Genomic DNA, 26,364 nt, shown 5'->3' with positions numbered 1-26,364 from the left:
ATGTCGCGGATTTCCAAATTCACGTTGCGTGCTCAACCAGATTGCCTTGGTGCATCCGCGATGCGAGAGCTGATTTTCTGCTTTCTCCGGGGTGCCCAACTACAGGATCTGAACGCAGGAGGCCTTCATGAGTGAAGGGGATGATATTGCAATAGTGTCTGGGAGCGTTCGCTCTCTTGATGGCGGTTCCAACAGTGCTGCCGTTCATCGAAAACCGAACCTCCCGAAACCGATAGTTGCTTTTCATCGAACGGAACTCGATCAGATCCTCAGGCTTTACGGGCGCATGGTTGCCAGCGGCGAGTGGCGTGATTACGCCATCGGCCATGGAACAGACAAGGCGATCTTTGCCATTTTCCGCCGTGCCAGCGAAATGCCGCTCTACCGTATTGAAAAAGACCCCAAACTTGCCCGCAAACAAGGCGCCTACTGCGTTGTTGGTACTGGGGGTGTGATCCTCAAACGCGGCCACGAGCTTGCCAACGTGCTCAAGGTGCTTGAGAAAAAGAAGCATCTGCGTGTGGTGGAGTGATCTACGGAATACGCTGCCTGTTGCTGTCTATCTCTGGTGAGCGCCTGCTGATTTTCAAAGTGATGTTTTGCTGATGTGAAGAGCGAAAGGCGTGAAGCGATGGGGTGGTCTCGAATTGCGTTGCTTCTCCTTGTCCTCGTGGATGTTATGGGGCAAGGGCTGATTTTTCCGATCGTTAATAGCCTTGTGATGGTGCCCGGTAGTACCTTTGTTCCCCTTGGTGACTCCCTTGCAATCCGGGAGATCGATTTCAGCCTTTTGACCGGAGCGTTCTACATCAGCTGGTTTTTTGGCGGCGCCTACATATCCAAGCTGTCGGACTATATCGGGCGTAAGAAGGCTATTCTTATTTGTCTGTTTGGTGCCTTGTTCGGATATGGGTTGGCAGTGGTTGCTGTGATTTGGTCAAATCTGGCTTTACTGGTGCTTGCGCGTGCAATTACCGGGTTCGCGGCAGGCAATCAGCCAATCGCACAGGCCGCTCTTGTTGATCTTAGCACTACGAGTGCAGAGAGAAACCGGAATATGGGGTATGTGACAGCAGCCATTGCACTTGGCTTGATTATCGGGCCTCTGTTTGCGGGAACGCTCAGTGACCCGTCAATCATGGGCGGTTATGCTTCGCTTGAACTGCCCTTTTATGCAGCACTGATGCTGATCCTGATCAACATTGTTCTGATCATTATTTTCTTTGAGGAAACAAATCAGACACGCCGCAAAATAGATTTTGGCCTGTCAGAGGTCTTTCTCGTTCTTTGGCGGGCACATTCAAGGCCAACAATCCTGAAGCTGTGTGCTGTTTTTCTTTTTATAGAGGTGGGGTTGAGCGCCTTTTACATCTATCTCAACAACTACATGGTGCTGCGTTTTGGGTTCGATACCCTTCAAAACAGCATTCTCATGATCATCTTCGGATCGGTTTTGGCTCTTGTGAGTGCGCTTCTGGTGGGGCCAATATCCCAACGATTTTCGAAGGTGGCGACGATTGTTGTGAGTGTGACTGTGATGGGTGTTGGGCTGCTGGCCTTTACCGTGAACGACGTGGCGTGGCTCTCTTACCTGCTAACAGTGCCAATCGTGGCAGCCTTTGCGCTGACCCTGCCGCTTATGTTTTCTCTGTTTTCTGCTGCTGTTGATGAAAGCGAGCAAGGCTGGATTATGGGGATCACCATTTCGAGCTCAACGGGTGGGCAGTTCCTGCTTGCTATTGCCGGAGCCTCGTTGATGACCGCTAACATTCATGGCGTGTTTATCGCGGGCATCGCCTGCTTTGCCATTGCTTTGGGGCTTATTTTCGTTCTGTGGCGCCAACCGGATATTCGAGCTTTGGATTATGGATAGATGCTGGAATGGATTGTGAGTGAGACGGGGACCGCAATCAGTATGTGGTAGACGAGCAGTCTGAGAAACTGCCCGTCATGGATTGATGTCGTCTCTTATGAAACTTGCTCTAGTGCTTCTGAAAACGCCTGCCAGAGCTCTTCTACCGGCTCACATCCCACGGACAAACGAATAAAGGCGGGATCTACTGCATCACCCCAGCGTGCACGCCGTTCTGCTGAGCTATGAACGCCGCCAAATGAGGTGGCAGGGCGCAAGAGTGCACATGAGTTGATGAACTCTTCAGCTTGGGCTTCTGTTTCAAGTGTCAGGGAGATCAGGAAACCAAATCGTATCTGTTGAGTTTTGGCCAGTGCGTGGGCTGGGTCGGTTTCCAAGCCCGGGAAACGAATGGATTTTACAGCAGGGTGCTTTGCAAACCGCTCTGCAAGCAGTGCTGCAGAATTGCACATCCGATCATAACGCACATCCAGCGTTTCGAGGCCACGATGCAACAGCCATGCTTCTTGTGGGCCGGGAATGGAGCCGGAAAACTTACGCCACTCTTCGACAGCCTTTAAAATCTCAGTATCTCGGCTGGCGACATGACCCATCAGGGCGTCTGAATGACCTGCCATGGATTTTGTGTCTGAAGAGACAACGATATCTATCCCAAAATCTAAAGGGCGCTGACCAAGTGGTGTGAGGGTGGTGTTGTCACAGATTGTGATGCCGCCTGTAGCTCGTACAGCAGACGCAATTGCTTTCATATCCAGTAGATCGAGGCCTGGATTTGAGGGCGTTTCCAGAAACACAACGTTAAACCCGTCAAAGCCGCCTGTGGTAAATTCGGCGGTGTCCCGCTCAACAACTTCAACGCCGAACTTCGCCAGAAACTGGCTGGAGAGGATACGGGTTACATAATACCCATCTGCCGGGACTAATAGTCGATCGCCCGCTTTGAGCGTTGCGAACAGAGCCGCAGAAATCGCCGCCATTCCGGATGGAAAACAAAGGCAAGGCGCTGCTTCGAGATGGGCAAGAGCATGTTCAAGCTGGGTCCATGTTGGATTGTTGGCACGACCGTAATTTGGGAAGTCCTCCGGCAATCCTGGAAGATGGTACATTGAGCTCTGTACCAGAGGTAACGCAATCGGCTCACCCTTAGACAGGTTCTGACCGCGCAAATGCAGGAACTCGCCCATGTTTGGTGAAGTGCGTTGTGTCATGCGGAATCTCCCATTGGATCGTATCAGCGCGCGCTCCGCACCGAGATGTTGTTTATGCTGGCCTTTATGAGGGGGCTCATTGGTCAAGACACTGATGGTAATCTACGCGTTACAGAAATGTCCATCTTCCAATGAAATCGGAGAAAACGTCATTTTGTAAAGCGGAGTATTTTTCTCTTAACTCGTTGTATATTAATCATAAAATGTGGATCTTATGCTTATTCCAACAGGCTCGATCTAGTGAAAAATATGTAGAATCAATATCAGAGCATAATCCCGGAGGATACAGAGCCTTTGGTTGCTTTTTGCAATAGTGGGATTTCTTGCTTAAACACGAGGTGCTGAGGGTTATGCCAAAGCGTTCTGCAGCCGTGTTGTGGCGATCAGTTTGGGCAGACGCCAGATGATTGGGAGGGAGATGAGGACTGCGATGAGGATGTAGTAGACGGGGGCGTAGTCCTTGCCGGTTTGACTTACCAGATATGTGGCGACGATTGGGGTGGTGCCGCCGAAGAGGGCCATGCTCAGATTGTATCCGAGGGCGACAACGCTGCAGCGCAAGTGATCCGGCGCCATTAGGGTGAGGGCTGTGATGGAGAGCGCCCATCCGACTGTGCTTGTTAAGGTGAGGCCGAACTGTCCAAGAAAAACGGATGTGATGTCCTCTTGGAGCATAAGCCACCAGCAGGGGCCCGCGAGGATGAAGGTTGCCAAGGCTCCAGCGAGAAAAGCTGGTCGCAACCCAAACCGATCCGCAGCTAGTCCGCAAACCGGAATAAACAGAGCCATAACAATCAGATTGAGTGTTGTGACATTGAGAGCCGTGGATGAGCCAAAGCCTGGCTCCGCGCTTAAATACGAAACCGCATAGACGTAAATTACAAAGTAAATCACAGCGGTTGGAATGAGCAGCAAAATCATTTGCCCGATCAAACCGGAATGATCTCGCAGGCTTTGCCAAACAGGTGATGAGTTATCTGCCGGGTCTTCGTCCAGTACTGTGTCGGTGATGTTTCGTCTGATGACTGCGCTGAAGATTGCGACCAGCGTGCCGAAACCGAAAGCCAGACGCCATCCCCAATCCGCCATCTGTTCGGCTGAAAGAAGGAGGCTGATTCCGGCTGGAACAGCCGAGCCGACGAGGCAGCCGGAGATCATTGCGCATGCAATCCATGCTCCCGTTAATGCCCGGCGTTCCGGCTCTGCTTGCTCCACCAGGAGGACACCGGAGGCGGTGTATTCTCCGGCGACAGCAATACCCTGAATGATCCTTACCAGAACCAGAAGTATGGCTGCGGCGATCCCAATCTGACCATATGTGGGTAGGAGGGCAATCGCGAGTGAACCTCCACCCATCAACAGGACGGAGATCATCATAGCAGCCTTGCGGCCCACACGATCTCCAATATGACCAAAGATTACACTGCCGATAGGGCGGGCAGCATATCCGACAGCCAGCACGGCGAATGCAGAAAGCAGTGAAGCCACTCTGTTTTCTAACGGGAAAAATTGGGTGGCAATTGTTGCCGTGAGAAAGCTGTAAACGGTGAAGTCATACCATTCCAGAACGTTTCCACTCGTCGCAGCGATGATTGAACGTGGTGTTAGCCTCGTTTGCGATCTGGACATTCAACCACCCTTTGTTCCGAGAGCTCGAGGCCTTCAAGTGCGAGCACCCTACAAAACAATGATTAGCAGCATTCCCTTACGGAAAAGGTATCGTGGGTGGTTGTCCGCCTTACTTCGCCAGCATTGGGTAGGTGAAGAAGAGGATGTGGGTGAGGTTGACGAGGAAGTGGACGCCTATGGCGGCTTCTACACGACCTGATTTCCAGAAGGTGGCTCCGTAGAACAGTCCGGCGACGAAGGCAAAGGCTGCGTAAGGCAAGCCGCCGTCCAGATGGTAGTAGGCGAAGTGCAGAGATGAGAGTACCAGTGCTGCGGTGCCTGCCCAAAAGGTGCGCCCGAGCTTTTCCATGAGCTGGCCCATGATGAACTGGCGAAAGAAGACCTCTTCTGCCACGCAGGTGAACAGCAGGTTTGCGAAGATCCAAACTGGCAAGAATGGCACCAGTTTAGGGTCGAACACCACCAGCCCCGCGGCGTAGGTTGCTCCGATCAGGACTGCCGCTGTTGGAATGAAGAACAGCAGCGTCATGCGAAGGCTGCGGAGCCAATCTTTGGCTGTGCGGATGCGTGGTGCTGCAAAGAGGAACAGCAGGAAGCCCAGAGCGGCCTTATCGAAGTTCAGATAAAGCGAGTATGGCACAGCGTCCGGGCTGGTTTTCGCATCAGACAGAACCTGAAGATTGTGAAAGCCGGGAGCTTCATGCGTCATCACCAGATGCCCTGCCAGCAACAGTAGGCCAACCATCACATAATAGAGCCAGACAGGGTGCTTTTGCTGGAAAAGGACAGCACAGACGACAGCCCAGCTGAGGACGAGCAGGAGGCCGGTGGCATCCAGTACGCCTGCGGTAACTGCAAGGATCAGCGAAAGTGCGAATAAGGTGAGCGGCACCCATCGCTGTGTGATGAGCGGGACGCTTGCGATAGCTAGCCCGAGACTAAGAAAGGCACTCAATGAAAGCGGCATGGTGAAACTTTGTGGGTGTCGCAATGGGCGGAAAAATGAACTGCCTCAAACAGTGCGGTAAAGCTGCCGCCAAGTCAAATGTGTAGGGAGCAGAAAGCATCGCCCGATTGGCATAATGAGGTTTTGCTGCGAGCGATGCTTATAGGAGTCCTCGGAAAATTATCCGGAATATCAGACCAGAATTTCCTCTTTCAGGCTGCTGACGAACCCAACGGTGTCGTTGAACTCTGCTTCTGGCAGGCTGAAGGATTCCAGAGTGGCTTTCAGGTGGGCTAGGAATACGTCCCAATCTGCTTCGGTGATGCCCATGCCAGTGTGTGTGATCACCATATCACGGCCAGTGTAATACAAAGGTCCGCCCGCGCTGTTGGCGAGGTAATCAATCAAGAGCTGCTTTTCTCTGGCGATGCCATCATCACCGCGGTTCTGCCAGAAGCGTCCAAGCAACTCATCGCTCTGTAGGCGTGGGAGGAGATTGTTGACGACAGCAGAAATTGCGTCATAGCCACCGAGGCGTTCGTATAAAGTTTTTTCGCTCATAATTCAGACCTTTTGTCCTTGGGGTTAAAGGGCTGAGGCTAAACAGCATTTAGGTAAATCTACTTGATGAATGTTAAGTCTGTATATTTCATGGATAAACAGGCTAAGGCCTCTGATCTGGATAAGTTGGATAGCTTTAAGCTGTTGAAACTGATTGTGTTTTGTGTGTGGAGGTAGAGTTTTTTGAGGTGAAATAGGCCTTGCTCGGGAAACAATGGGGTCTTCACAGTATTTCACAGTGTTTTGAGATTTTGAGATTGATTACAATGAGGTAGCTTTGTTGCCATCCTCATGTGTGGTTGCTAGACACTTTGATGTGATCGCTTTTATGATCATAATGATTTTGACCTTGTAGACTGAGAGAACTCTTATGATCCGTTTTGTTGCATTGCTTGTTTCGCACACCGTGGTGCTTGTTGTTGGCTTTGCGCTTGGGATCTACTTTCTGCCTATCCTGACTGCGCCGGACTCTCCTGAAACTGCCGTACTGGAGCAGAAGGCTCAAAATGCGCAGTACACTGCGGAGTTCAACCGCGACCAGCGTGGCAGTGACTTCCTACATTGGGGTGAGGGCAAGGTGAGTATCTCTCCGACCATGATTGTTCATCAGGGCCGTCTTGCACCGGGGCCGGATTACAAGGTTTACTTGGTCCCTGAGTTCGTTGAGCACGAAGATGAGTTTCTGCCGGTCAAAGACAACTCTGTGCTGATTGGTGATGTGAAAACCTTCGATGGCTTCCTGCTGGACGTGCCTGAGGGCGTTGATATCGAGAAGTACAACACCGTGCTGGTCTGGTGTGAAACCTTTGGTGAGTTCATCTCCGCAGCGAAGTATCGGTGATCGTCTCTCCGAAGTTTATGTGCCTCGGCAGCAGATAGGGCTTGCGCACTAGGGCCAGACGGGTAGAGGTTAGCGAGTGCCTCTCAATTCCCTTTAAGTAAGTGCTGCTGCTCATGACACCCACGCAAGATATTGTTGCCTCGCCGAATGATGTTCTGAAAAAAGTATTTGGCTACGACGCGTTTCGCGGCAACCAGCAGGTTGTGATTGATAGTGTGATGGCTGGCGAGAGCTGCTGTGTTTTGATGCCGACAGGGGCGGGGAAGTCTCTGTGTTATCAGGTGCCTGCTTTATGTCGCCGTGGAGTGGGCATTGTTGTTTCTCCGCTGATTGCGCTTATGCAGGATCAGATTGCGACATTGCGAGAGCTTGGCGTGCGGGCGACGTCCATCAACTCAGCGCTTTCTCGTGAGGAGGTTCAAGTCGCTTATCGGGATTTGCGGGCTGGGGAGCTGGATCTGCTTTATGTGGCGCCGGAACGGCTGGTGCGGCCTGAGTTTGTTGGTTTGCTGGAAGAGCTGAATCAACGCGGGTTGATTGCGCTGCTGGCGATTGATGAAGCGCACTGTATCAGCCAGTGGGGCCATGACTTCCGCCCTGAGTACCGTGAGCTGACCAATGTACGGGCAAAGCTTGAAGGTGTGCCTTGTCTGGCAGTGACCGCAACGGCGGATGAGCCGACGCGCAAGGACATTCAAGAACGCCTCAATCTGCCGCGCCTGATTTCCTCTGGGTTTGACCGGCCCAACATCACCTACACCGTTGGCATCAAGAGTAATCCGAAGCAGCAGTTGCGGCGTTTCCTGAAGGACCGGCCAGCTGGTGAGAGTGGCATCATTTATTGCCTGTCGCGCAAGAAGGTGGAGGAGACGGCTGCTTGGCTGGTTGATGAGGGCTTTGATGCGCTGCCTTATCATGCGGGCTTTGATAGCTCTGTGCGCGAGGCCAATCAGGATCGCTTCATCAAAGAAGAAGGCATGATCATGGTTGCCACAGTCGCGTTTGGTATGGGCATTGATAAGCCCAACGTGCGGTTTGTGGCACATCTGGACCTTCCCAAGAACATTGAGGCTTATTATCAGGAGACGGGCCGCGCTGGGCGTGATGGCCTGCCGTCTGAGGCGTGGCTGGTCTATGGCATGCAGGATGTTGTGTTCCTGAACCAGATGATTGACCGCAGTGAAGCGCCAGAGAGCCAGAAGCAGATTGAACGGCAGAAGCTGCGATCTTTCCTCGCTTACTGTGAAACGGCGACTTGCCGGCGCTCCGTTCTGCTGCGCTACTTTGGTGATGAGTGTGAGCCTTGTGGCAATTGCGATACCTGTTTGAACCCGCCGAAGACTATGGATGGGACTATTGCCGCGCAGAAGCTGCTCTCCTGCATTTTGCGCACTGGGCAGAGCTTTGGTGCGAACTATGTGATTGATGTTCTGCTTGGCAATGCGAGTGAGCGGATCATCTCACGTGGGCATGACCAGCTGTCGACGTTCAACATTGGCGGTGAGTTCGACAAGATCAAGTGGAACGCCATTGCCCGGCAACTATTGGCTGCCGGTCTGATCTACGCTGATCATGATGCGCATGGGGCTTTGAAGATGACAGCGCTGGGTATGGAGTTCTTGAAGGAACGCCGTACTATTGAGCTGAAGGTGGACCAGCTTGCCAACTCTGCGAAGATGGAACGCCGGGCTAAAACGCCAGCTAGGGCTCAGATTGAGGACATTGCGGATCAGGAGCTGTTCGAGAAACTCCGTGCGCGGCGGATGGAGTTGGCGCGAGAGCGGAATGTTCCGCCATATGTGATCTTCAATGATAAGACCCTGATTGAAATGGCAGTAGAACGCCCGCAGCGGCTTGAGGAGATGTTGGAGATTTCTGGTGTTGGCGAGTCCAAACTGGAACGCTTCGGCCCAGACTTCCTGGAGATCATTCGAGATTAGCAAACAGCCCCTACTAACTTGAATGTTAGTAGGGGCTGAATTGCGTGAGTTGTAGCGTTTCCGGTGTTTTCTTAATCAGTAGATTGAGAAGTTGCTGGACAAGAAAACTCATAGACTGACTTCTCGAAGCCTTTCTTTTTGAATTTTACAAGCCATCCAATATCTGGCGCCCACCAGCTCTCTTGGCTGGTTTGAAGTACGACCTCATTGCGCTTTTTTGAGAAGATTTCTCTTTCAGTTTTCACGCGAAACGCTTCCATGTTGTCAAGGCGAGGCATCTTCTCGGTACCGACAACTGTAAACTTCAATGTTCCCTTTCCCAAAGGATTATCGAAGTTCGCTTCAACTACCTTGCCTGCTTCCAGCGGAAAGAGTTTGTGCAGAGTTGGTCTCAGTTTTGGGTGGAAGCAATCGCCTCCACAGAACGGAGCGAAGATTTTGATAGTCGAAGGTTTGTCTTTTCGCCAAAATTTCAAAGCTGGGAAGGTGTCTGGACCATGAGAACGTGCAGTTTCTCTATAGTTGTCTGTCCCTTCCCACTCGAAAGTACATCCATCAGGTGCAACATGGATTGGCCATTTGAGACTATCATCAAGACCTTTGAGCATTAGTTTTGCAAAGGGATCAAGCTTGAGCTCATTTGTTTCTGCATTGACACTAGAAGTGGCTCCAATGAGGAAAATTGCAGTGATGAGGCAGGATATCTGGTGTTTAATTTTCATAGGTGACAGTACAAGTTGTTAGAGTTGTTCAAGTCTTAAAACCGACTGTCTCATGGGGGGCTTGTCTGGCACTTTCGCTACGCTGCAACACCGAGCAGCTCATGTTGCAGCGTAGACTACTTATGGCAAAACTTAGAAAATCAGCGAGTACAGCACCCCTGCGCTCACTGCCATGCCCAGGATGACGACCAGGAAAGCGGCGATCATCTGGTTTTTGAAGAGGGATTTTAGCAAGATTACCTCCGTCAGGCTAGCGCCTGCGCTGCCGATGATGAGGGCCATGATTGCGCCCAGTCCCATGCCTTTGCCTGCCAATGCTGCAGCGAGGGGGATGACGGCTTCTGCCCTGATGTAGAGCGGGATGCCGATGACAGCGGCCACAGGGATTGCGAGTGGGTTGTCTTCACCTGCCCAAGAGGACACCAGATCTGTTGGCATGAAGCCATAGATCACTGAGCCGATGGCAATGCCGCTGATCAGGTATGGCAGGACCTTCTTGAAGTCTACCCATGTTGATTTCCATACCCTTGCCCATTTGCTTTGAACTGGCGCACTGCCGCCACAGCTGCTTCCGCATGAAGAGGTGGATGGGGCTGCGTATGCTTCTGGTTTCACGAATTTTTCGAAGCCGAGTTTCTCAAGCGTGTAGCCTGCGATGATGGAGACTGCCAATGCGATGGCGAAGTAGAACACTGTAACTTCCAGACCGAAGGTCACCGCGAACAGGCCGATGATAATCGGGTTCAGCAGTGGGCTGGCAAACAGGAACACCATCATGGTGCCAAAGCCGGCTTGTGCTCTGAGCAGACCTTTGAGGAAAGGGATGGTTGAGCAGGAGCAGAATGGGGTGATGACACCCAGCGCTGCTGCTGTGACATAGCCTTTGCCGTTCTGGCTACTGAGGATCTTCTGCACGCGGCTTGGCGGAATGTATTCCTGCAAGATGCCGACGAAGTAGCTGATTGCCAGAAAGAGGATTGTCAGTTCCACAGCAAGGAATGTGAACATTTCCAGGCTGCTTATGAGCATTTCAGAGGACAGTGACATTGGATGTGATCCTTATTACGATATTTCCGGATTTGTCGAAATAATAGAATAATAGGTTTTCATGTCAAGATATTTCTAGTAATATCGAAATATAAGAAATTCTGGTGAATGAGATGGATATCGAAAAAACCGCTAAGGCCTTGAAAGAACTTGGACATGTAACGCGTCTTGCAATTTACAAGCGGCTTGTAAAAGCTGGCTATAAAGGCCTCGCCGTGGGCACATTGCAGGAAGAGCTGGAGATTCCAGGCTCCACACTGTCGCATCATCTGTCTGGTTTGGCCTCTGCAGGCTTGATCAAACAGCGGCGAGAAGGGCGGGTGCTTTACTGTGTTGCTCAGTTTGAGCAGCTGGATGAGGTCCTGCAGTTTTTACGTGCTGAGTGCTGTATCGATGATAAGTTCTATACGGACGACAATGACTTCAAAGAGCTGAAGCGTGGTTGATCTGTGAAAGAGGCTTTGTTGAGTTTCTCTGACTTGATGGTCGGCACCGAGGAGTTACAGTATCTGCATTTCACAATTGCAGGTATTTGAAGTGGTTGATCAGAATGAGTTTGTGCAAGCTATAGCAGAGAGCTCCAGCTTGCAGGAAGCGGCGCAGAAAGCTGGCGCGTTGTTCTCCAAGTTTCCCGGATACAAGCTGTTTACGCTTACGGTGACGCATCCTGAGGGGAGCCATGTGGTACGGTTGTTTTCCAGCGCGGAAGGCTCCTATGGTACCTCCGGCACCAAGCCGATTGAAAAAGAAGGTGGTTGGTATGAGCGCGTGCTTGTGCAGCAGAAGCCGTTTCTTGGCTACACCATCGAGGATGTGAAAGACTACTTTCCTGACCATGAGAAGATTGCTGCCATGGGGCTGGGGGCAACTCTGAATTTGCCAGTGGTGGTATCTGGCGAGGTGATTGGCACGGTGAACCTGCTGGACGCGGACCATGCTTACACTGAAGCAGATGCGGAGAAGAGCTTTGCGTTGTCGCAGGCATTGGCGCCACTCTTTATGAAAGCGCGGGAAGAGCTGGCTGCGGTTTGATTTCAATTCATCTGTTTTCGCTTAGTGGGCCTTTACCTTAAGGCCCGAAACCTTCCATTTTCGCCGAGTTTCTCCCGATTTGTTTCTCTCAGGGTAACCATGAATGGGGCATGAAAGATGCTCCATTTCGTCCGCGTTCTGCGCTGGCACCATGCAACCCCTGAGAGACGAGCGGTACAAGCTATGGCTTCTGGTGGCGAACATGAGCAATTCGCTGGGCACCTCCCTATCTTCATCACTGCACCGGGCAGTACAGATGTTTTGATGGTGGTTACCATCTTCATTGCCATTGGTGCGGTGTTGCTGGCGGGTGTCTTTTACTTCTCCTTGCATGCTTTGCCAGAGAAGATGGCGCACAAATATGGGCGGTCGCATATGCAGATCGTAGCCATATTGGCGGTCCTCGCGCTGTTCACGCACAACAATTATTTTTGGATTGCAGCGTTGTTGCTGGCTGCGATTAACCTGCCGGATTATGAGACGCCGCTTAATACAATCGCCCAAACCTTGCGTAAGACGATAAAGGGGAAGAAACAGAATGATTGAGTTTCTTCTTTGTTCGCTTGTGACGATCCTGCCGGACTATCTGTTTCGTCGCTACAAGCAGGGTAAGCGATTTGGGCATGAGATTACGTTTTTCACGGTTTGGTACGAGTTGCGCTGGGGAATTACATCCGCGTTGATGCTGACCATTGCGCTGATTACTCTGGTGTTCTTCTACCACCCAACGACTTCCAACGTTCTGTCGCTGTACCGTACTGTTTCCATCCTGCCGGAAACCGCAGGGCGGGTGGATTTGGTGGTGGTGGAGAACAACGAGCATGTGAAGGCCGGACAGCTGCTGTTTACGCTGGATTCTTCCACTGAGAAGGCGCAGGTCGATACGGCACAGAGTGAGGTGGATGAGATTGATGCTGAGATTCAGCTGGCGAATTCTGAGCTGATCAGTGCGGAAGCTATGATCTCTCAGGCACAGGGTGCTTATAATCAGGCCGTCAGCGAGCTGGAGCGGACACTGGATTTGCAGCGACGCAATTCTGATGTGGTGACGCAGAAAGAAATTGATACGCGCGAAAATCAGGTGGTTGTGCGGAAAGGGCAGCTGGATGCGGCTGTTGCGAACCGGGATATCGTGCAGACGAAGATCAGTGTTTCCCTACCAGCACGGCGGACTAGCGCGATTGCGCGGCTGCATCAGGCGGAGTCTGCCTACAATAAGAAGTTCGTTTATGCTGGCGTCGATGGTGTGATCACGCAGTTTATTCTTCAGCCGGGTGATATTGTAAGCCCGATCCTGCGTCCTGCAGGTATTCTCGTGCCTTCTACGACTGGGTATGGACGGTTTCAGGCGGGCTTTGGGCAGATTACTGCTTCTGTGATCAAGGTTGGTATGGCGGCAGAGATTACCTGCGCCTCGCGTCCGTTTGAGGTTATTCCAATGGTCGTGGTGGACACGCAGGACTTTATCTCCTCAGGTCAATTCCGCCCGACGGATCAGCTGGTGGATGCGCAGGATGTTGCGCGTCCGGGAACCTTGCTGGTGATCATGGAGCCGCTTTATCCCGGTGATACGAATGGTATTCCTCCCGGCAGCAAGTGCATTGCCAATGCTTACAGCAATTATGGCGAACAGATTGCGGCGGGTGAGTTTGGCTTCTGGGGAGGGCTTTATTATCACATGGTGGATGCGACCTCGATCATGCATGCGCTGATCTTGCGGTTCCAGGCGCTTGCCTTCCCCGTCAAGGTGCTGGTGCTATCTGGTCATTAGAGCGGATGGGGCACTATTTTCGAGCGCCTACAAAGATGCCCGTGAGCACCATGCCGACAAGGCCGATAACGGTGGTCGCGGTGCTGCCGACGAGGAACTCCAGCACGCTGTCGGCCAGAATGAAGGAGTTGCCGTAGACGTTCTTGAAGCCTGACAGCACGAGGATGAGCGCCACGGTGCCGCAATACACGCACATGAACCAGTAGGCTTTGCCTGCGTAGGGTTTGATGAGTGCGTCCAGCTCCTGCTTGGTCGCGAGCCGTGACTTGAGCTCCATCAGCTCGTTTTGAAGCAGGGTGTTGTCGTCAGACAGAGCCTGACGGTCTTTCAGCAGCTGCTCGAACCCGATCTTGGCGGGAGGGTCCACCTCAATAGGCAGCTTGGAGACTGCTGCGTCGATGTCATCGACGGTGAGCGGCTTTTCGAGTGTTTCATCGAATACATCATTAGGCGGCATTGATCCGACCCGCTGTTTGTATGGACTGCTCTTCTTCTGCATGAGAGCGGCCCGCTAAGGCGAGTTTGATGTAATATTGCCGGGTGCGTTCTGTATCAATTTCTGCGTTTCTCCCTTTTTCAAAGTAGGCATGAGCCCACGGAGAGTTCGCTTGATGGGTGAGATCTGACAGTTGTTGTGGTGTGTAGTTGCGGTACTTCTTCCAAACGTGATCGATGATGTCCTGCTCGCTGCCGCTGACCCGACCCGTAACGATCTGGCCGGTGACGGGGTCAGCGATTTCACAATTGGGGCCTTTGTGCCCGCCTTCCTTTATGAAATCCCATATCTGCCGAAACACTGGGCCATTTTTCCAAGCTTGTGGAGCTGAGTTCACCAATGGCTCACCATTGATAGCAAGGTTCCACCCGTTTGCGATGGCAACGAGCTTTTGAATGTACATCTGAGATGGGTATTCAGAGCTGCCTCGGCGTCTCAGAAATTCATTGGCGATGGCACAAGGCGAGTGTCTTGGCATTTTTTGCCCCTACAAATGCTGTTGGAACAAGCAGAAAATTGCTTAGAAAAACATATGGTACGCTACGTTAAGAAAATAAAACCTCTTATTGATCTTGGCTAGTGAAATTTGGTTGTACCCCTGAAAACTAAGCGGTTACGTTGTGGTTATCTGTGCGTGTTGGATGCATTTAACTGGCTATAAATCAGGGAATACAGCTTTTACGACTGCGGATTGTAGCTGGTGATGTTTCCGGTGATTTGAGTCGGCGTACCAGCGCTTATTCGGGAATGTGGAGTTGTAAACGTTGTTTCGTTTCTCTCTGGCCCGATTGATTATGTAGCTAAATGGTGACCGTAAAACATAGGCAATTACTGCAGGTATCAGTAAAACTGGCAGGTAGATGGCGGCAGCGATGGTGGCGATGACAGCCACAATGCTTGCGCTCATATGGTAGCGTTCGGCCTTCGTTGGGTTGGTTTTGTGAAAATCTCTGAACTGAAAAACCTTGCGTTCATACCAATGGAACAGTGAGAGCGGTCCGAACATTTGGTGTCCTGCAGTCTGGGTATGTTTCTGATGCCAGCTTGAAGCCTATATCTGCAGTGTCACTTGGCCAAGAAAAAAGCCCGGGGCGGGTGCCTCGGGCTTTTTCTGATTTGTACGCCTGATGGCTGCTGCGATTACTCGCGGTTGCCGAACAGGGACAGAAGCATCATGAACAGGTTGATGAAGTCCAGGTACAGACGCAGCGCGCCCATAATGGCTTTCTTGCCTGCTACTTCGCTGTCATCAACAGCTGCATACATTTCCTTGATCTGCTGGGTGTCGTAGGCGGTGAGGCCTGCGAATACCAGAACGCCAACCACGGAGATTGCGAACTGCAGAGCAGAAGACGCAAGGAAGAGGTTGACCACAGACGCGATGATGATGCCGATCAGGCCCATGAACAAGAAGGAACCCCAAGCGGAGAGGTCTTTCTTGGTGGTGTAGCCGAACAGGCTCAGCGCGCCAAAGGAAGCTGCAGAGATGAAGAATACACGAGCGATGGAGTTGCCGGTGTAAACGATGAAGATCGATGAGAGAGAAACACCCATCAATGCTGCAAATGCCCAGAAGGTCATTTGTGCGGCGGATGCGCTCATCTTATTGATCCGTGCGCTCAGGAAGAACACGAAACCAAGTGGAGCAAGCATAACAACCCATTTCAGTGGGCTACCGTACAGTGCAACACCAAGGCTGGTGAGCAAGGTATTACCCATCTGAGCTGCTGCCATAGATGGATCAGTCGTCGTCGCCATCATTGAGGTGAGCAGTGCAAGCACACCGGTGATTGTCACACCGACTGCCATGTAGTTGTAAACGCGAAGCATGTAGGCGCGCAGACCAGCGTCAAATGCGGCTGCATTGGCATGAGAGCCAGCCATTCCATACCGCGTAGAATTATTGCGGTCGAAGGTCGCCATGTGGATCCTCTCTCTTGTTAAACACGTGTTCGCTGTTGGGCATACCAAACAGCACGGGTGACTGACCCGAGTTACATATCAGCAAATATGGTAGGAAAAAGGGCGTAAGACAAGAGTGCACCCTGCCGATTTTTGTAAAATCGCCACTTAAAGCAAGGTCTTTTGGTATAAACTTGGTAAAACCGGACCCTACTATTAACCAGTTGTAATGTTGCTGGCGGTCCAAGACCTTAGCCGGAAAATAGAAGAGTTGGTCTGTTAACTCATACTTCTGAGAGATGTGGACTGCATCTGCGTCGATCAACGTCTTTTTACTTGATGCAGTCCACGGAGTTTTACAGATTTCGTAAAACGGGTGCAGGTTTTTCTCCCAACACTCTCCAAGTGCCCAGCAAACCGAAGCCTACTGTGAAAGTAAGAGCGCCGATGATGGCGGTGATGGCCGTTACGGGCAGAAGGGTGAAGCTGCCTTCCATCACACCTGTGATGATGAAGTAAGCCGCCAGCGAGCCTGTAAACAGGGCAAAGATTGCAGTGGTGCCACCAAGGATCAGGTATTCCAGAATGTATGCCTTGATGAGACGGCCACGTGTGGCGCCCAGTGTTTTCAAAATAACAGCATCATAAATGCGGCTTTGATGGCCTGCTGCCAATGCACCAGCCAAAACCAGTACACTTGCGAGGAGTGTGATGGAGGAGGCTCCTCGAATGGCCCATGCGAGCTGACCGACAAGGTCATTCACCTGTGCGATCGCATCTTTCACTCTGATTGACGTGATCGTTGGGAAGGCTTGTGTAACTTCCTTTAGCAGATCAAGTTCTTGCTGCAGAGTTGCTTCGCCCGGCCAGCCTACGGTTGCCAGATGGGTATGAGGCGCGCCTGCGAAAGTGTTTGGTGAGAAGATCATCACGAAGTTGATGGACATACTTTCCCAGTCCACCGTACGGAAGTTCGCAATTTTCGCAGAGATCTGGCGTCCAAGTACGTTGACGGTGATTTTATCGCCAACACTCAGGCCCAGCTCGCGGGCGTTGTCGTCAGAGAAGGAGACAAGCGGCTCGCCAGTGTAATCCTTTGGCCACCATTCGCCTGCTGTCACGACGGAGTTTTCTGGCAGAGTTTCGGAATATGTGATGCCGCGGTCACCACGCAAGATCCACTCCGCTTCTGGTGGGGCGGGATAGTCTGAGGCAGGGATGCCTCTCAGCGCCACGATGTTTCCGCGCAGCATTGGAACTGCGTTGAACTCGGTGCCTGTTGCCTTTTCGGTGATGAGAGCTTCGAAGGCATCTTTTTCGTGGTTTTGAATATCGACGAAGAAGAAGCTTGGTGCTTGCTCCTGTGCTGCCTGATTGAGCTCGCGGCGTAAGTTGCCATCAATCAGAGCCAAAGCGACGAGCAGTGACAGGCCGAGGCCAAGTGACAGGACGACAGATGGTGTCAGCGCGCCGGGGCGGTAGATGTTTGTGACTGCCAGACGCAGCTCTGTTGAGCGGACTGTTGGCACCTTACGCGCTGCTGCCATGATGAGGCGGGCGACCACGAGCAACAGCAGATATGTGCCAGTACATGCGCCGATGAAGATGATTGCGATGGTTTTGTCGTAGGCCATGACAAGTGCGAGGCCTGCCAGCAGAACCAAGGTTACAGCAGCGCCAGCGATATACAGCGGCTTTGGATAGCGGCTGCGGGTGCTTACCTCATCACGAAACAGTACGGTTGGTGCTATGTCGTGGGCTCTGCCAAGTGGCCAAAGAGCAAAGGCGAGGGCGGTGAGATAACCGTATGCCATGCCGAGCAGCAGCTGAAGCGGATAGACTGCTTGTACAGCGTTGATTGGCAGGATGGATTGCAGCGCTGCCATAGCCACAAGCGGGATCAGAGCACCCAGTGCCATGCCGATGAAAATGCCTATCGTAGCGAGGACCATCATCTGAATGAGATAGACCTTGAAGACAAAGCCGCCTGATGCGCCGAGACATTTGAAGCTGGCAATGACTTCACGGCGGGTATCCATGTAGCTGCGCACAGCGTTGGCCACACCAACACCGCCAACCACGAGGGACGTGATGCCGATGAGCGTGAGGAACTGGGCGAAGCGCTGGATGTTCCTTTGCAGGCTTGGAGCGGCTTCCAGCTTGGAGCGAATGCGCCATCCAGCATCAGGGAACTGACTGTTTGTCTGATCAATAGCTTGCTGGAGCTGATCCTCTGGCACGTTGTCGCCCATGCGGACGCGGTATGTGTAGTTGACCAATGAGCCAGGGCGGATCAGACCAGTGTCTTGTAATGCTTCCTGAGAGATGAGGAGGCGCGGGCCGACTGTCATACCCGAGGAGAGCTTGTCCGGTTCCAGCTCTATGGTGTCAGCGATGCGGAACTCAGTTTTGCCGACGGCAATCTGATCACCAACTTCCAGACCAAGGCGTGCCAGCAGGGCCACTTCGGCCACAGCATTGCGCAGGCCTTCTGTTCTGCCGTTGATGGTAGCTTGCAGTTCTTTGCCGGAGGCGAGGTCAAAGTCACCGATAAGCGGGTAGGGATTATCAACCGCCTTCAGCTCGACCAGTGTCTGATTGCCTGCGGTGTCCGTACGGGCCATAGCTCGCAGGCTGGATACTCTGGAAATATCGCCCATGCTTTGCAGGTGTGCGAGTTGGTCTGGAGTTGCTTCGCGGTGGATGAGAGAGAATGCGAGATCGCCGCCAAGAATAGCCTGACCTTCCGCTGAGATCCCCTCTGTCAGCGCACGGGAGAAGGAGGCAACGCCAGCGATGGCAGCCACACCCAGTGCGATACAGGCGATGAAGACGTAGAATCCTTTGAGGCCGCCCCGCATTTCGCGCAGGGCAAAACGCGCTGCAAGGCGAAAGCCGGGCTGGAAGCCGTTTGAGTTGGATTGGCTCATTGGGCGCGTACCTCACGCACTGCAGGGCCTTCTTCCTCAACCGTGCCGGAATGCACCCGGATTTTGCGCTGACAGCGGTCTGCCAGAGATGGGTCGTGTGTGACGAGGACGAGTGTGGTGTTCTTGCGTTCCTGCGCGTTGAACATCAGCTCAATGATCTGCTCACCCGTGGTTTCATCCAGATTGCCTGTTGGCTCGTCTGCGATCAGAATTTCAGGATTAGTGACGAGGGCACGGGCTACGGCAACACGCTGCTGCTCACCACCAGAAAGCTGAGTTGGGTAGTGGTTGAGGCGGTGGCCAAGGCCGACAGCTTCCAACTCTTCTTTTGCACGGTCAAATGCTTTGGGGTCACCGGAAAGCTCAAGGGGGACGGCGACATTTTCTAGTGCGGTCATATTCGGGACCAGGTGGAAGGACTGGAAGATGATGCCGACATTTTGACCACGGAAACGGGCGAGTTCATCCTCGCTCATTGTGCCGAGTTCTTGCCCTGCGGCTTTGACGGTGCCTTTGTCTGCGCGTTCCAGACCAGCCATTACCATGAGCAGGGTTGATTTGCCTGAGCCGGATGGCCCAACAAGCCCGACGCTTTCGCCGGTGCTGATAGAAAGATCAATGCCTTTGAGAATATGGGTGCGGCCTGCGCCGTGGCCCAGGCTGAGGTGAACGCCGTTTAAGTCTAATGCCGGATTACCTGTCATTCTTCCACCTTGATGTGCAGGCGATGCAAATCCCTGAATTACATCTTATAATAAATTCGTTGGCGGCTCTTGTCGCAGCCGCACTTGGGAAGCATATGGGTAGGGTGGATTGCATCGTCCAGCTCGGTTTGAAAAAATCTAAGGTATTTGAATGTCTGGATCACGAAAAGTTGAAGCTAAATCTGGTGTGCTGCGTTTTTTCAGTGGTGCTGTCATTGCGCTGGGCCTTGCGTTTGCAGGTGCTTCCACCGGAATGGCGCAGGATGGAGCCGAGCCAGTGAAGCTGGTTGCCTTTGGCGATAGCCTGACGGCTGGTTATCAGTTGCCACCTGAAGACGCCTTTCCCGTAAAGCTGGAGAAGGCCCTACAAGAGCGGGGCTACAACATCACGATAGTGAATGCTGGTGTCTCTGGTGATACCAGTTCTGGTGGTCTTTCACGGTTGGACTGGTCCGTCGGTGATGACGTAGACGGTGTGATTCTTGAGCTCGGGGCAAACGATGCGTTGCGTGGGTTGGATCCTTCAATAACGCGCAAAAATCTGGATGCGATGCTTGCTCAGCTGGTGTCACGCGATATTCCGGTGCTGCTTGCTGGTATGATGGCGCCGCCTAATCTGGGTGACCAATACGGTCAGGAGTTCAACTCCATTTATGGTGATCTTGCCGAGAAGCATGATGCATTGCTTTATCCGTTCTTTCTGGATGGTGTGGCAGCGGAACCTGAGTTGAACCTTGGTGACGGCATGCATCCTACAGGTGAAGGTGTTTCGATCATTGTCGAAAAAATTCTGCCTTCTGTTGAACTGCTCATCGAACAGACTAAATCTTAGCGGCTGATGATCTTCCGTTTCAGGCTGGAACGCTGAGTCTGCTTTAAAGTATTGACTTGCTATGCCTTCCTGTCGGAAAAACACCTCCTACTTTTCGAAGATGCGCTTAGCGATGCTTGCTATGCCACTTCCTCTGCTGACCTCCATCCATGAGGCAGATTTAGCAAAACAGAATTCAGGGCAGAATCCATTGTCTTTGGACGAGGCTGGATCATTGTCCTTTGTGCTCGGTAGGGGCATGAAAAAGAAAAGCAGCTTGGGGCTGCAAACGGGGAATACATGGAATTTCGTAAATTGGGGCGTACAGACCTCGACGTCTCCAGCATCTGTCTTGGTACGATGACATGGGGTGAACAAAATACCGAAGCTGAAGGCCACGCTCAAATGGATTATTCCTTGGAGCAGGGCATTAATTTCTTTGATACTGCAGAGCTTTACGCCGTACCGCCGAAGCCGGAAACCAAGGGCCGGACTGAAGAAATTATTGGTACATGGTTCAAGAAAACCGGCAATCGCGACAAGGTTGTTCTGGCAACCAAGGTTGTTGGTCGTTCTGTTCAGGACTGGCACCGTGAAGATGGTTCTACGAGCCAGCTTTCCCGCGCGCAGATCATGGAAGCAGTGGATGCCAGCCTGAAGCGTTTGCAGACAGATTACATCGATCTGTACCAGCTGCATTGGCCAGACCGCAATGTGTCCGGTTTCGGTTCTGTCAGTAATATTTGGCAGGCGGTGGACCCGGCTGAAGACGAAAATGCGATCCATGAAACCCTTGAGGTTATGCAGGAGCTCGTGAAGGCGGGTAAAATCCGCCATGTAGGTCTTTCCAACGAAAGCCCATGGGGCACCATGAAGTTTGTGCAGGAATCTGAAGAGCGTGGTTTGCCGCGAATTCAGTCTATCCAGAATGCGTACTCTCTGGTGAACCGTCTGTTTGAAGTGGGTGGCGCTGAGATTGCTCATCGCGAGAATGTTGGCCTTTTGGCATACTCCTCTCTGGCGCAAGGTTATCTGACCGGCAAGTACCGTAATGGCGCCTTGCCAGCTGGCGCGCGTAAGACGCTGTTCAAGCGCCTTGGTCGTTACGAAAATCCATTTGGCCAGCAGGCAATTGATGCATATTGCGATTTGGCTGCTGAGCTCGGCGTTGATCCGGCGATCATGGCGCTTGCGTTTGCTCATTCTCGTTCATTCGTGACCTCCGTGATCATTGGTGCGACGAACATGGAGCAGTTGGCGACAGATATTCGTGCGATTGACTTTGAGATGACTGAAGAGATCGTGGCGCGGATTAATGATATCCACCTGCAGTACACCAATCCTTGCCCGTAATCGGCAGGTAGATTGCATCAATCTGTTTTAAGAAGAATGTGCCGGAGCCTTGTATAGGCTTCGGCATTTTTCGTTTTGAAAGAGTGGAAAGAAAATCCCCAGATGTTCGTAGAGCTGTGATTTTCTGCTTGTACTCTGGCGTTAAACGTGAGCTAATTTATTATCTGCATTAGTGGAGGGTCCTGATATGCCTCGCCTTTTCACTGGCCTAGAGCTGCCTTCGGGCACCGGGATGATGTTGAGCCTTATGCGCGGAGGGCTGCGCGGCGCTCGATGGATCGACCCAGAAAACTACCACATTACATTACGGTTTATAGGAGACATCGATGATCGCATTGCCGATGAAGTTACCTATGAGCTGGCCCGAGTGCATCGTGCTCCATTGACGATTAAGCTGACCGGGCTTGGATCGTTTGGGGGAGCCAAACCACACGCGCTTTGGGCTCGCGTTGAACCCACTCAGGAGCTGGCGGAGCTTCAAGCTGAGCAGGAGCGCATCTTGCAACGGCTGGGCCTACAGGCAGCTCGGCGCAAATATATGCCACATGTGACATTGGCTCGGTTGAGAGGGACATCCCCTGCTGAGCTGGCACATTGGCTTGAGATGCGGGGTGAGTTCTCAGCGCCTGCATTCACCGCTGGGCGGTTCGTGCTCTTCTCAGCAAAAGCGGCAGTTGGTGGAGGGCCGTATCTGGTGGAAGAAAGCTACCCTCTGGCTGCCTGATTTGGTGGATTGATGATGGGAGAGGCGTACTGTTGGTACGCGTCTTTATAAATAGCTTCGCTCAGGGCAGGTAGGAGGATACGTTCTCTACAATCTGACTGCTCTGTTGCTCCAGTCGCCATGAGGTTTGGTGTACTAAGCCTGCTGCTGAGTGGGTTCCTGTCAGCTGATAAATGTCTTTGTTTAGGAAGGCGAGCAAGTCGTCCAGTTCCTGACGAGGGACATAGCTGAGGACGCCGGCTACATGCGCGTAAGTCAATGAGGCTGGCTTAGCTGGAATTGTAGTATCGGCTGTTTTTACTCGATACCGGATCAGCTTTGATTTGGGTTCAAGCCGAACAAGCCTTGATTTTGCTTTTAGCGGTTTCAGAGCGGACTTTGCTGCATAGCGGATGAGTTTGCTATCGGCGGAAATTGGTTTCAATGCATTGTTAGAAGGTGCGCTGATTTGGGTGAGACCAGGACCAATGGCGCGTGTCTGCGTCAATGCCCAAGTGCTGCCAGCTAATACCAGTGCTGAGCCCGCGATAAGACTTGCAAAAATAAGAAGCCGCAACATCGCGCTCTCCAGTTCAATATAAATTAAATAAAAATTTAACTAAAATGTACCGTGTAAATTGCATAATGCAACCGGAGATCGTGAATTTATTAGCGTAAAGTTAAAATCGATAATTTGGTGCGATTGTAAGTTAATTGAATTCAGCAAAAATAATTAGAAAAATTGTGAATGAACATGTTGCAGCCACAGTCATCAGAGAAATTGATCTAAGAAAAACAAAGGATAGAGGTCTGTTTATGGGAATGGATCGACTAATCGAGCAACAAATTCGCCGATCACAGATGAATGGTTCTATGGATCGCCTTGAAGGTGCGGGAAAACCTATTCCCAGAAGGTCCGGGACAAATTTCGCTCAAAGTGCACAAATGAGTGTGGTGAATGGAGCTGGTGGTAGCATTCAGGGAGAACTGAAACTGCGCCGTGAGATCTCCACATTGGAAGATCAGCTTAAAGCTGCGACCAAGACTGATGAGCGATTTGAAATAAGAAAGACGCTTATGGATAAGCGCCTTGAACTCTCAGTGTATGAAGAAGCGCGACGGAAATAATCGCGCTTCCTATTCTTATTGGGAAAACGCTCTACAGTTCGGTTTCATCCAACAGACGGCGTGCGATTACCTGTGCCTGAATTTCTGCAGCTCCCTCAAATATTGAGAGAATTCGTGCATCGCAAAGTACGCGAGAGATCGGGTATTCTTGCGCAAAGCCGTTGCCGCCGTGGATCTGCAATGCGTTGTCTGCTGCAGCCCAAGCCACGCGTGCGCCGAGTAGTTTCGCCATACCTGCTTCCAGATCACAGCGTCTGCCACTGTCTTTCTCCCAAGCGGAGAAGTAGGTGAGCTGACGCGCAATCATGGTTTCGCAGGCGATGATGGCGAGTTTGTCGGATACGCGTGGGAAGTTGATCAGTGATTTGCCAAACTGGATACGCTCTTGCGCATAGCGCAGGCCAAGATCCAGAGCGCATTGAGCCACACCGATTGCGCGAGCAGCGGTTTGGATGCGGGCAGATTCGAACGTCTGCATGAGCTGCTTGAAGCCTTGCCCCTCAACCTGACCCAGTAGGTTTTCGTCTTTGACTTCAAAGCCGTCAAAGGCGATTTCGTATTCCTTCATGCCGCGATAGCCGAGCACTTCAATCTCACCACCTGTCATGCCTTCCGCCGGGAAGGGCTCTTCATCTGTTCCACGTGGCTTTTCCGCGATGAACATGGACAGACCTTTGTATCCAGGCTCTTCCGGCTTGGTGCGGGTGAGCAGTGTCATAATGTCGGCGCGGACCGGGTGGGTGATCCATGTTTTGTTGCCGGAGACCTTCCATGTGTCGCCGTCTTTAACCGCACGCGTTTTTAACGACGCGAGGTCTGAGCCGGTGTTTGGCTCGGTGAAGACGGCTGTTGGCAGTGTTTCGCCAGAGGCGATGCGTGGGAGCCACTTTGCTTTCTGCTCTTCCGTGCCACCGCCCAGAATGAGTTCTGCTGCGATTTCGGAGCGGGTGCCTAGGGAACCTACGCCGATATAGGCGCGGGAGAGTTCCTCAGAGACCACGCACATGGATTCTTTACCGAGGCCCATGCCGCCGAATTCTTCAGGAATTGTCAGGCCGAATACGCCCATCTCAGCCATCTCGTTGATGATCTCAAGAGGGATGTATTCGTTTTTCAGGTGCCATTCGTGAGCAAACGGAGTGACCTTTGCTTCCGCGAACTTGCGCATCTCTTCGCGAATTTGCTCATAGGTCTCATCCAGTCCAGTCGCACCGATAGTGGACTGGCCTTCCGCATGCTGCATGAGTTCTGCTAGACGCGTGCGCAGGGCTGGTTGGGTGCCGTCCGCAATGACTGCTTCAACAGCTTCTGTGTAATGACTGTTTGCTTCACTGCGGCTGATGCCCAGATCGGAGAGGCGAAGGATTTCGCCCTGACTCATTGGCAGACCGCCAAAGACTTGTGCGGTGTATTCTGCAAGGCCAATGCGCAGGATCAGGCTTTCCACTTCGCCGAAGGTGCCTTCGGTTTCCAGCCGTTCGCCGTATGCGTTGAGTTGCTTGAGGGCTTCCACATAAGTTGCAAGCCAGGCAAGACCGTGGGTGGCGCGCTGTTCCTGCTCCATGAGAGCGGAGGCGATGCGACCATCCTTCAATACGCGCAGTTTTACGTTTTTGCGCGCGATGCCAAGCAGAGCTTCAAGAGATTTTAGCGCCTGAGCACGTGTTTCTTTCGATGGTGCGACTGCTTGTTCTATTGTATTCACCGTTTCCGACACGGCTTGCCTCCCTCAATCCACTCGGTCATTGTGCACTGCAAACTTAAATGGGATGTATATTTGTGCAATGCCCCAAAGGTGGGAGCTTTCTTCATGAATATTTCTTGAAGTCCCGTCTATTATCTAACTTGAAACTTTCAGTGAGACAGACCAGATCAGTTTTATGAAGAAACGTGGCCTTTGGGGAAAATCGTATCAGGTACTTGCAGATGCTCTCGGGCATTTCAACTCTGATGATGGCTATGCAGTGGCGAGCCATGTGGCTTTGTCATCGTTGATGGCTCTGTTCCCTTTCCTGATTTTTGTGGCGGCGTTCTCTGGCTTTCTCGGCCTGAACTCGGTTGCGCAAAGTGCGACGGAGCTGATTTTTGATGTCTGGCCTGAGCGGGTGGCTGGTCCGGTTTCCGGTGAGATTAAAGCTGTTCTGACACAACCGCGTGGTGATTTGTTGACCTTCGGTGTGGTTGTCACGCTGTGGTTCTCCTCCAATGGCGTTGAAGCCATGCGAGTCGGGTTGAACCGTGCTTATCGGGTTCGAGATACTCGAAGCTGGTTCTTCTGCCGGACACAGTCCATTCTGGCGGTTCTGATTGGTACCGCTGTTTTGATGGTTTCAACGTTCCTGATCGTGTTTGGTCCGCTGGCTTGGGAATGGGCTGTTCATCTTGCGCCGGTTATGGAGCAGTTCAGCTATAAGGCGAATATCGTCCGTTATGGCATTACGTCTCTGCTGCTGCTGTTTGCTCTTTTGACAGCTCATATGTATCTGCCGGCTGGTCGTCGAAGTTTCTTTGAAGTGTTGCCTGGTATCATACTGACCATGATCCTCTGGATCATCGCGGGTACAGCTTTTGGCGCTTATCTGGCACGGTGGGCGAACTATGTGTCTTTGTATGCTGGTCTTGCTGGTATCATGACGGCTATCATCTTTATGTATCTGACAGCCGTCATCTTTATTCTGGGTGGCGAGTTTAATGCAGCGCTGATGCGTGTGCGCCGTGTGAACCAGCGTGTTGAGGCTGGCCCTTGTTCTGATACCGAGGGCTGAGC

Annotated in this window: 27 protein-coding genes; 13 read left to right on the top strand and 14 right to left on the bottom strand. The window is 52.1% G+C overall.

Features of this window, described 5'->3' with window-relative positions:
* The first annotated feature begins 127 nt into the window (after positions 1-127).
* Together BM231_RS00305 and BM231_RS00300 are read left to right on the top strand one after the other, a co-directional pair.
* Positions 128-532 (top strand): DUF2794 domain-containing protein, encoded by a 405-nt coding sequence (locus BM231_RS00305; protein ID WP_063294460.1) that lies wholly within the window; start codon positions 128-130, stop codon positions 530-532.
* A gap of 99 nt (positions 533-631) precedes the next feature.
* Entirely contained in the window at positions 632-1,873 is a 1,242-nt protein-coding gene (locus tag BM231_RS00300) for an MFS transporter (RefSeq protein WP_093515902.1), read from the top strand.
* Between the two features lie 95 nt (positions 1,874-1,968).
* On the opposite strand, the gene BM231_RS00295 is transcribed toward BM231_RS00300, so the two are convergent.
* The 4 genes from BM231_RS00295 to BM231_RS00280 all read right to left on the bottom strand — a co-directional run bounded on the left by BM231_RS00295 (position 1,969) and on the right by BM231_RS00280 (position 6,217).
* The gene (locus tag BM231_RS00295) at positions 1,969-3,081 is read right to left on the bottom strand and encodes a cystathionine gamma-lyase (protein WP_093515900.1); all 1,113 of its coding nucleotides are present in this window, start codon (positions 3,079-3,081) and stop codon (positions 1,969-1,971) included.
* Between the two features lie 348 nt (positions 3,082-3,429).
* Positions 3,430-4,710, bottom strand: a complete 1,281-nt coding sequence (locus BM231_RS00290) for an MFS transporter (RefSeq protein ID WP_093515898.1) — start codon at positions 4,708-4,710, stop codon at positions 3,430-3,432.
* Positions 4,711-4,819: 109 nt separating this feature from the next.
* Positions 4,820-5,677, bottom strand: a complete 858-nt coding sequence (locus BM231_RS00285; RefSeq protein ID WP_093515896.1) for a CPBP family intramembrane glutamic endopeptidase — start codon at positions 5,675-5,677, stop codon at positions 4,820-4,822.
* A 171-nt stretch (positions 5,678-5,848) separates the two neighbouring features.
* Complete coding sequence (locus tag BM231_RS00280; protein ID WP_063301604.1) at positions 5,849-6,217, bottom strand: group I truncated hemoglobin; 369 nt, start codon at positions 6,215-6,217, stop codon at positions 5,849-5,851.
* Between the two features lie 370 nt (positions 6,218-6,587).
* On the opposite strand from BM231_RS00280, the gene BM231_RS00275 reads away from it, so the two are divergent.
* Entirely contained in the window at positions 6,588-7,058 is a 471-nt protein-coding gene (locus tag BM231_RS00275; protein WP_093515894.1) for a DM13 domain-containing protein, read from the top strand.
* Positions 7,059-7,171: 113 nt separating this feature from the next.
* Positions 7,172-8,998 (top strand): DNA helicase RecQ, encoded by a 1,827-nt coding sequence (gene recQ, locus BM231_RS00270; protein ID WP_208859954.1) that lies wholly within the window; start codon positions 7,172-7,174, stop codon positions 8,996-8,998.
* A gap of 71 nt (positions 8,999-9,069) precedes the next feature.
* Here recQ and BM231_RS00265 read toward each other — a convergent pair whose 3' ends face one another.
* Positions 9,070-9,606 (bottom strand): hypothetical protein, encoded by a 537-nt coding sequence (locus tag BM231_RS00265; RefSeq protein WP_139226323.1) that lies wholly within the window; start codon positions 9,604-9,606, stop codon positions 9,070-9,072.
* Between the two features lie 246 nt (positions 9,607-9,852).
* The gene (locus tag BM231_RS00260; protein WP_093515888.1) at positions 9,853-10,767 is read right to left on the bottom strand and encodes a permease; all 915 of its coding nucleotides are present in this window, start codon (positions 10,765-10,767) and stop codon (positions 9,853-9,855) included.
* Positions 10,768-10,880: 113 nt separating this feature from the next.
* On the opposite strand from BM231_RS00260, the gene BM231_RS00255 reads away from it, so the two are divergent.
* The 4 genes from BM231_RS00255 (at position 10,881) to BM231_RS00240 (ending at position 13,570) form a co-directional block, all read left to right on the top strand.
* The gene (locus tag BM231_RS00255) at positions 10,881-11,213 is read left to right on the top strand and encodes an ArsR/SmtB family transcription factor (protein WP_063308881.1); all 333 of its coding nucleotides are present in this window, start codon (positions 10,881-10,883) and stop codon (positions 11,211-11,213) included.
* 91 nt (positions 11,214-11,304) lie between these two features.
* Entirely contained in the window at positions 11,305-11,799 is a 495-nt protein-coding gene (locus BM231_RS00250) for a GAF domain-containing protein (protein WP_208859953.1), read from the top strand.
* A 183-nt stretch (positions 11,800-11,982) separates the two neighbouring features.
* Positions 11,983-12,345 carry a hypothetical protein gene (locus BM231_RS00245; RefSeq protein ID WP_063308811.1) on the top strand — a complete coding sequence of 121 codons (363 nt, stop codon included), beginning with the start codon at positions 11,983-11,985 and terminating at the stop codon, positions 12,343-12,345.
* Positions 12,338-13,570: an HlyD family secretion protein gene (locus BM231_RS00240; protein WP_063308810.1), complete on the top strand. Its 1,233-nt coding sequence runs from the start codon at positions 12,338-12,340 to the stop codon at positions 13,568-13,570. Before BM231_RS00245 ends, BM231_RS00240 begins: the two co-directional genes overlap by 8 nt.
* Positions 13,571-13,583: 13 nt before the next feature.
* Here BM231_RS00240 and BM231_RS00235 read toward each other — a convergent pair whose 3' ends face one another.
* The 6 genes from BM231_RS00235 to BM231_RS00205 all read right to left on the bottom strand — a co-directional run bounded on the left by BM231_RS00235 (position 13,584) and on the right by BM231_RS00205 (position 19,602).
* Complete coding sequence (locus BM231_RS00235; protein WP_093515884.1) at positions 13,584-14,027, bottom strand: hypothetical protein; 444 nt, start codon at positions 14,025-14,027, stop codon at positions 13,584-13,586.
* Positions 14,017-14,544: a Panacea domain-containing protein gene (locus tag BM231_RS00230; protein WP_208859952.1), complete on the bottom strand. Its 528-nt coding sequence runs from the start codon at positions 14,542-14,544 to the stop codon at positions 14,017-14,019. The genes BM231_RS00235 and BM231_RS00230 overlap by 11 nt, the downstream gene beginning before the upstream one ends.
* Before the next feature lie 177 nt (positions 14,545-14,721).
* Positions 14,722-15,072 carry a hypothetical protein gene (locus tag BM231_RS00225; protein ID WP_093515882.1) on the bottom strand — a complete coding sequence of 117 codons (351 nt, stop codon included), beginning with the start codon at positions 15,070-15,072 and terminating at the stop codon, positions 14,722-14,724.
* Positions 15,073-15,206: 134 nt separating this feature from the next.
* The gene (locus BM231_RS00220) at positions 15,207-15,989 is read right to left on the bottom strand and encodes a Bax inhibitor-1/YccA family protein (protein ID WP_093515880.1); all 783 of its coding nucleotides are present in this window, start codon (positions 15,987-15,989) and stop codon (positions 15,207-15,209) included.
* A 335-nt stretch (positions 15,990-16,324) separates the two neighbouring features.
* Positions 16,325-18,898, bottom strand: a complete 2,574-nt coding sequence (locus BM231_RS00210) for an ABC transporter permease (protein ID WP_093515876.1) — start codon at positions 18,896-18,898, stop codon at positions 16,325-16,327.
* Entirely contained in the window at positions 18,895-19,602 is a 708-nt protein-coding gene (locus tag BM231_RS00205) for an ABC transporter ATP-binding protein (RefSeq protein ID WP_093515874.1), read from the bottom strand. Before BM231_RS00205 ends, BM231_RS00210 begins: the two co-directional genes overlap by 4 nt.
* A gap of 151 nt (positions 19,603-19,753) precedes the next feature.
* On the opposite strand from BM231_RS00205, the gene BM231_RS00200 reads away from it, so the two are divergent.
* From BM231_RS00200 to thpR, 3 genes are all read left to right on the top strand, one after another.
* Complete coding sequence (locus BM231_RS00200) at positions 19,754-20,434, top strand: arylesterase (RefSeq protein WP_093515872.1); 681 nt, start codon at positions 19,754-19,756, stop codon at positions 20,432-20,434.
* 279 nt (positions 20,435-20,713) lie between these two features.
* Positions 20,714-21,766, top strand: a complete 1,053-nt coding sequence (locus BM231_RS00195; protein WP_063294454.1) for an aldo/keto reductase — start codon at positions 20,714-20,716, stop codon at positions 21,764-21,766.
* Positions 21,767-21,953: 187 nt separating this feature from the next.
* The gene (gene thpR, locus BM231_RS00190; protein WP_093515870.1) at positions 21,954-22,490 is read left to right on the top strand and encodes an RNA 2',3'-cyclic phosphodiesterase; all 537 of its coding nucleotides are present in this window, start codon (positions 21,954-21,956) and stop codon (positions 22,488-22,490) included.
* A gap of 61 nt (positions 22,491-22,551) precedes the next feature.
* On the opposite strand, the gene BM231_RS00185 is transcribed toward thpR, so the two are convergent.
* Entirely contained in the window at positions 22,552-23,049 is a 498-nt protein-coding gene (locus BM231_RS00185; protein WP_093515868.1) for a hypothetical protein, read from the bottom strand.
* Positions 23,050-23,183: 134 nt separating this feature from the next.
* Between BM231_RS00185 and BM231_RS00180 the strand changes: the two genes are divergently transcribed.
* A complete protein-coding gene (locus tag BM231_RS00180; protein WP_208859951.1) occupies positions 23,184-23,597 on the top strand; it encodes a DnaJ family domain-containing protein in 414 nt (137 codons plus the stop codon).
* A 31-nt stretch (positions 23,598-23,628) separates the two neighbouring features.
* Here the strand turns inward: BM231_RS00180 and BM231_RS00175 are convergent, their stop codons facing one another.
* Positions 23,629-25,314 carry an acyl-CoA dehydrogenase family protein gene (locus BM231_RS00175; RefSeq protein WP_244527127.1) on the bottom strand — a complete coding sequence of 562 codons (1,686 nt, stop codon included), beginning with the start codon at positions 25,312-25,314 and terminating at the stop codon, positions 23,629-23,631.
* A gap of 163 nt (positions 25,315-25,477) precedes the next feature.
* Between BM231_RS00175 and BM231_RS00170 the strand changes: the two genes are divergently transcribed.
* The gene (locus tag BM231_RS00170) at positions 25,478-26,362 is read left to right on the top strand and encodes a YihY/virulence factor BrkB family protein (RefSeq protein ID WP_093515866.1); all 885 of its coding nucleotides are present in this window, start codon (positions 25,478-25,480) and stop codon (positions 26,360-26,362) included.
* Positions 26,363-26,364 lie beyond the last annotated feature (2 nt).

It is taken from the genome of Pseudovibrio ascidiaceicola (assembly GCF_900114245.1).
GTDB classification, from domain to species: Bacteria; Pseudomonadota; Alphaproteobacteria; order Rhizobiales; family Stappiaceae; genus Pseudovibrio; species Pseudovibrio ascidiaceicola.
Note: the sequence above shows the minus strand (reverse complement) of the source record. Positions and strands in the feature narration are given on the sequence as shown.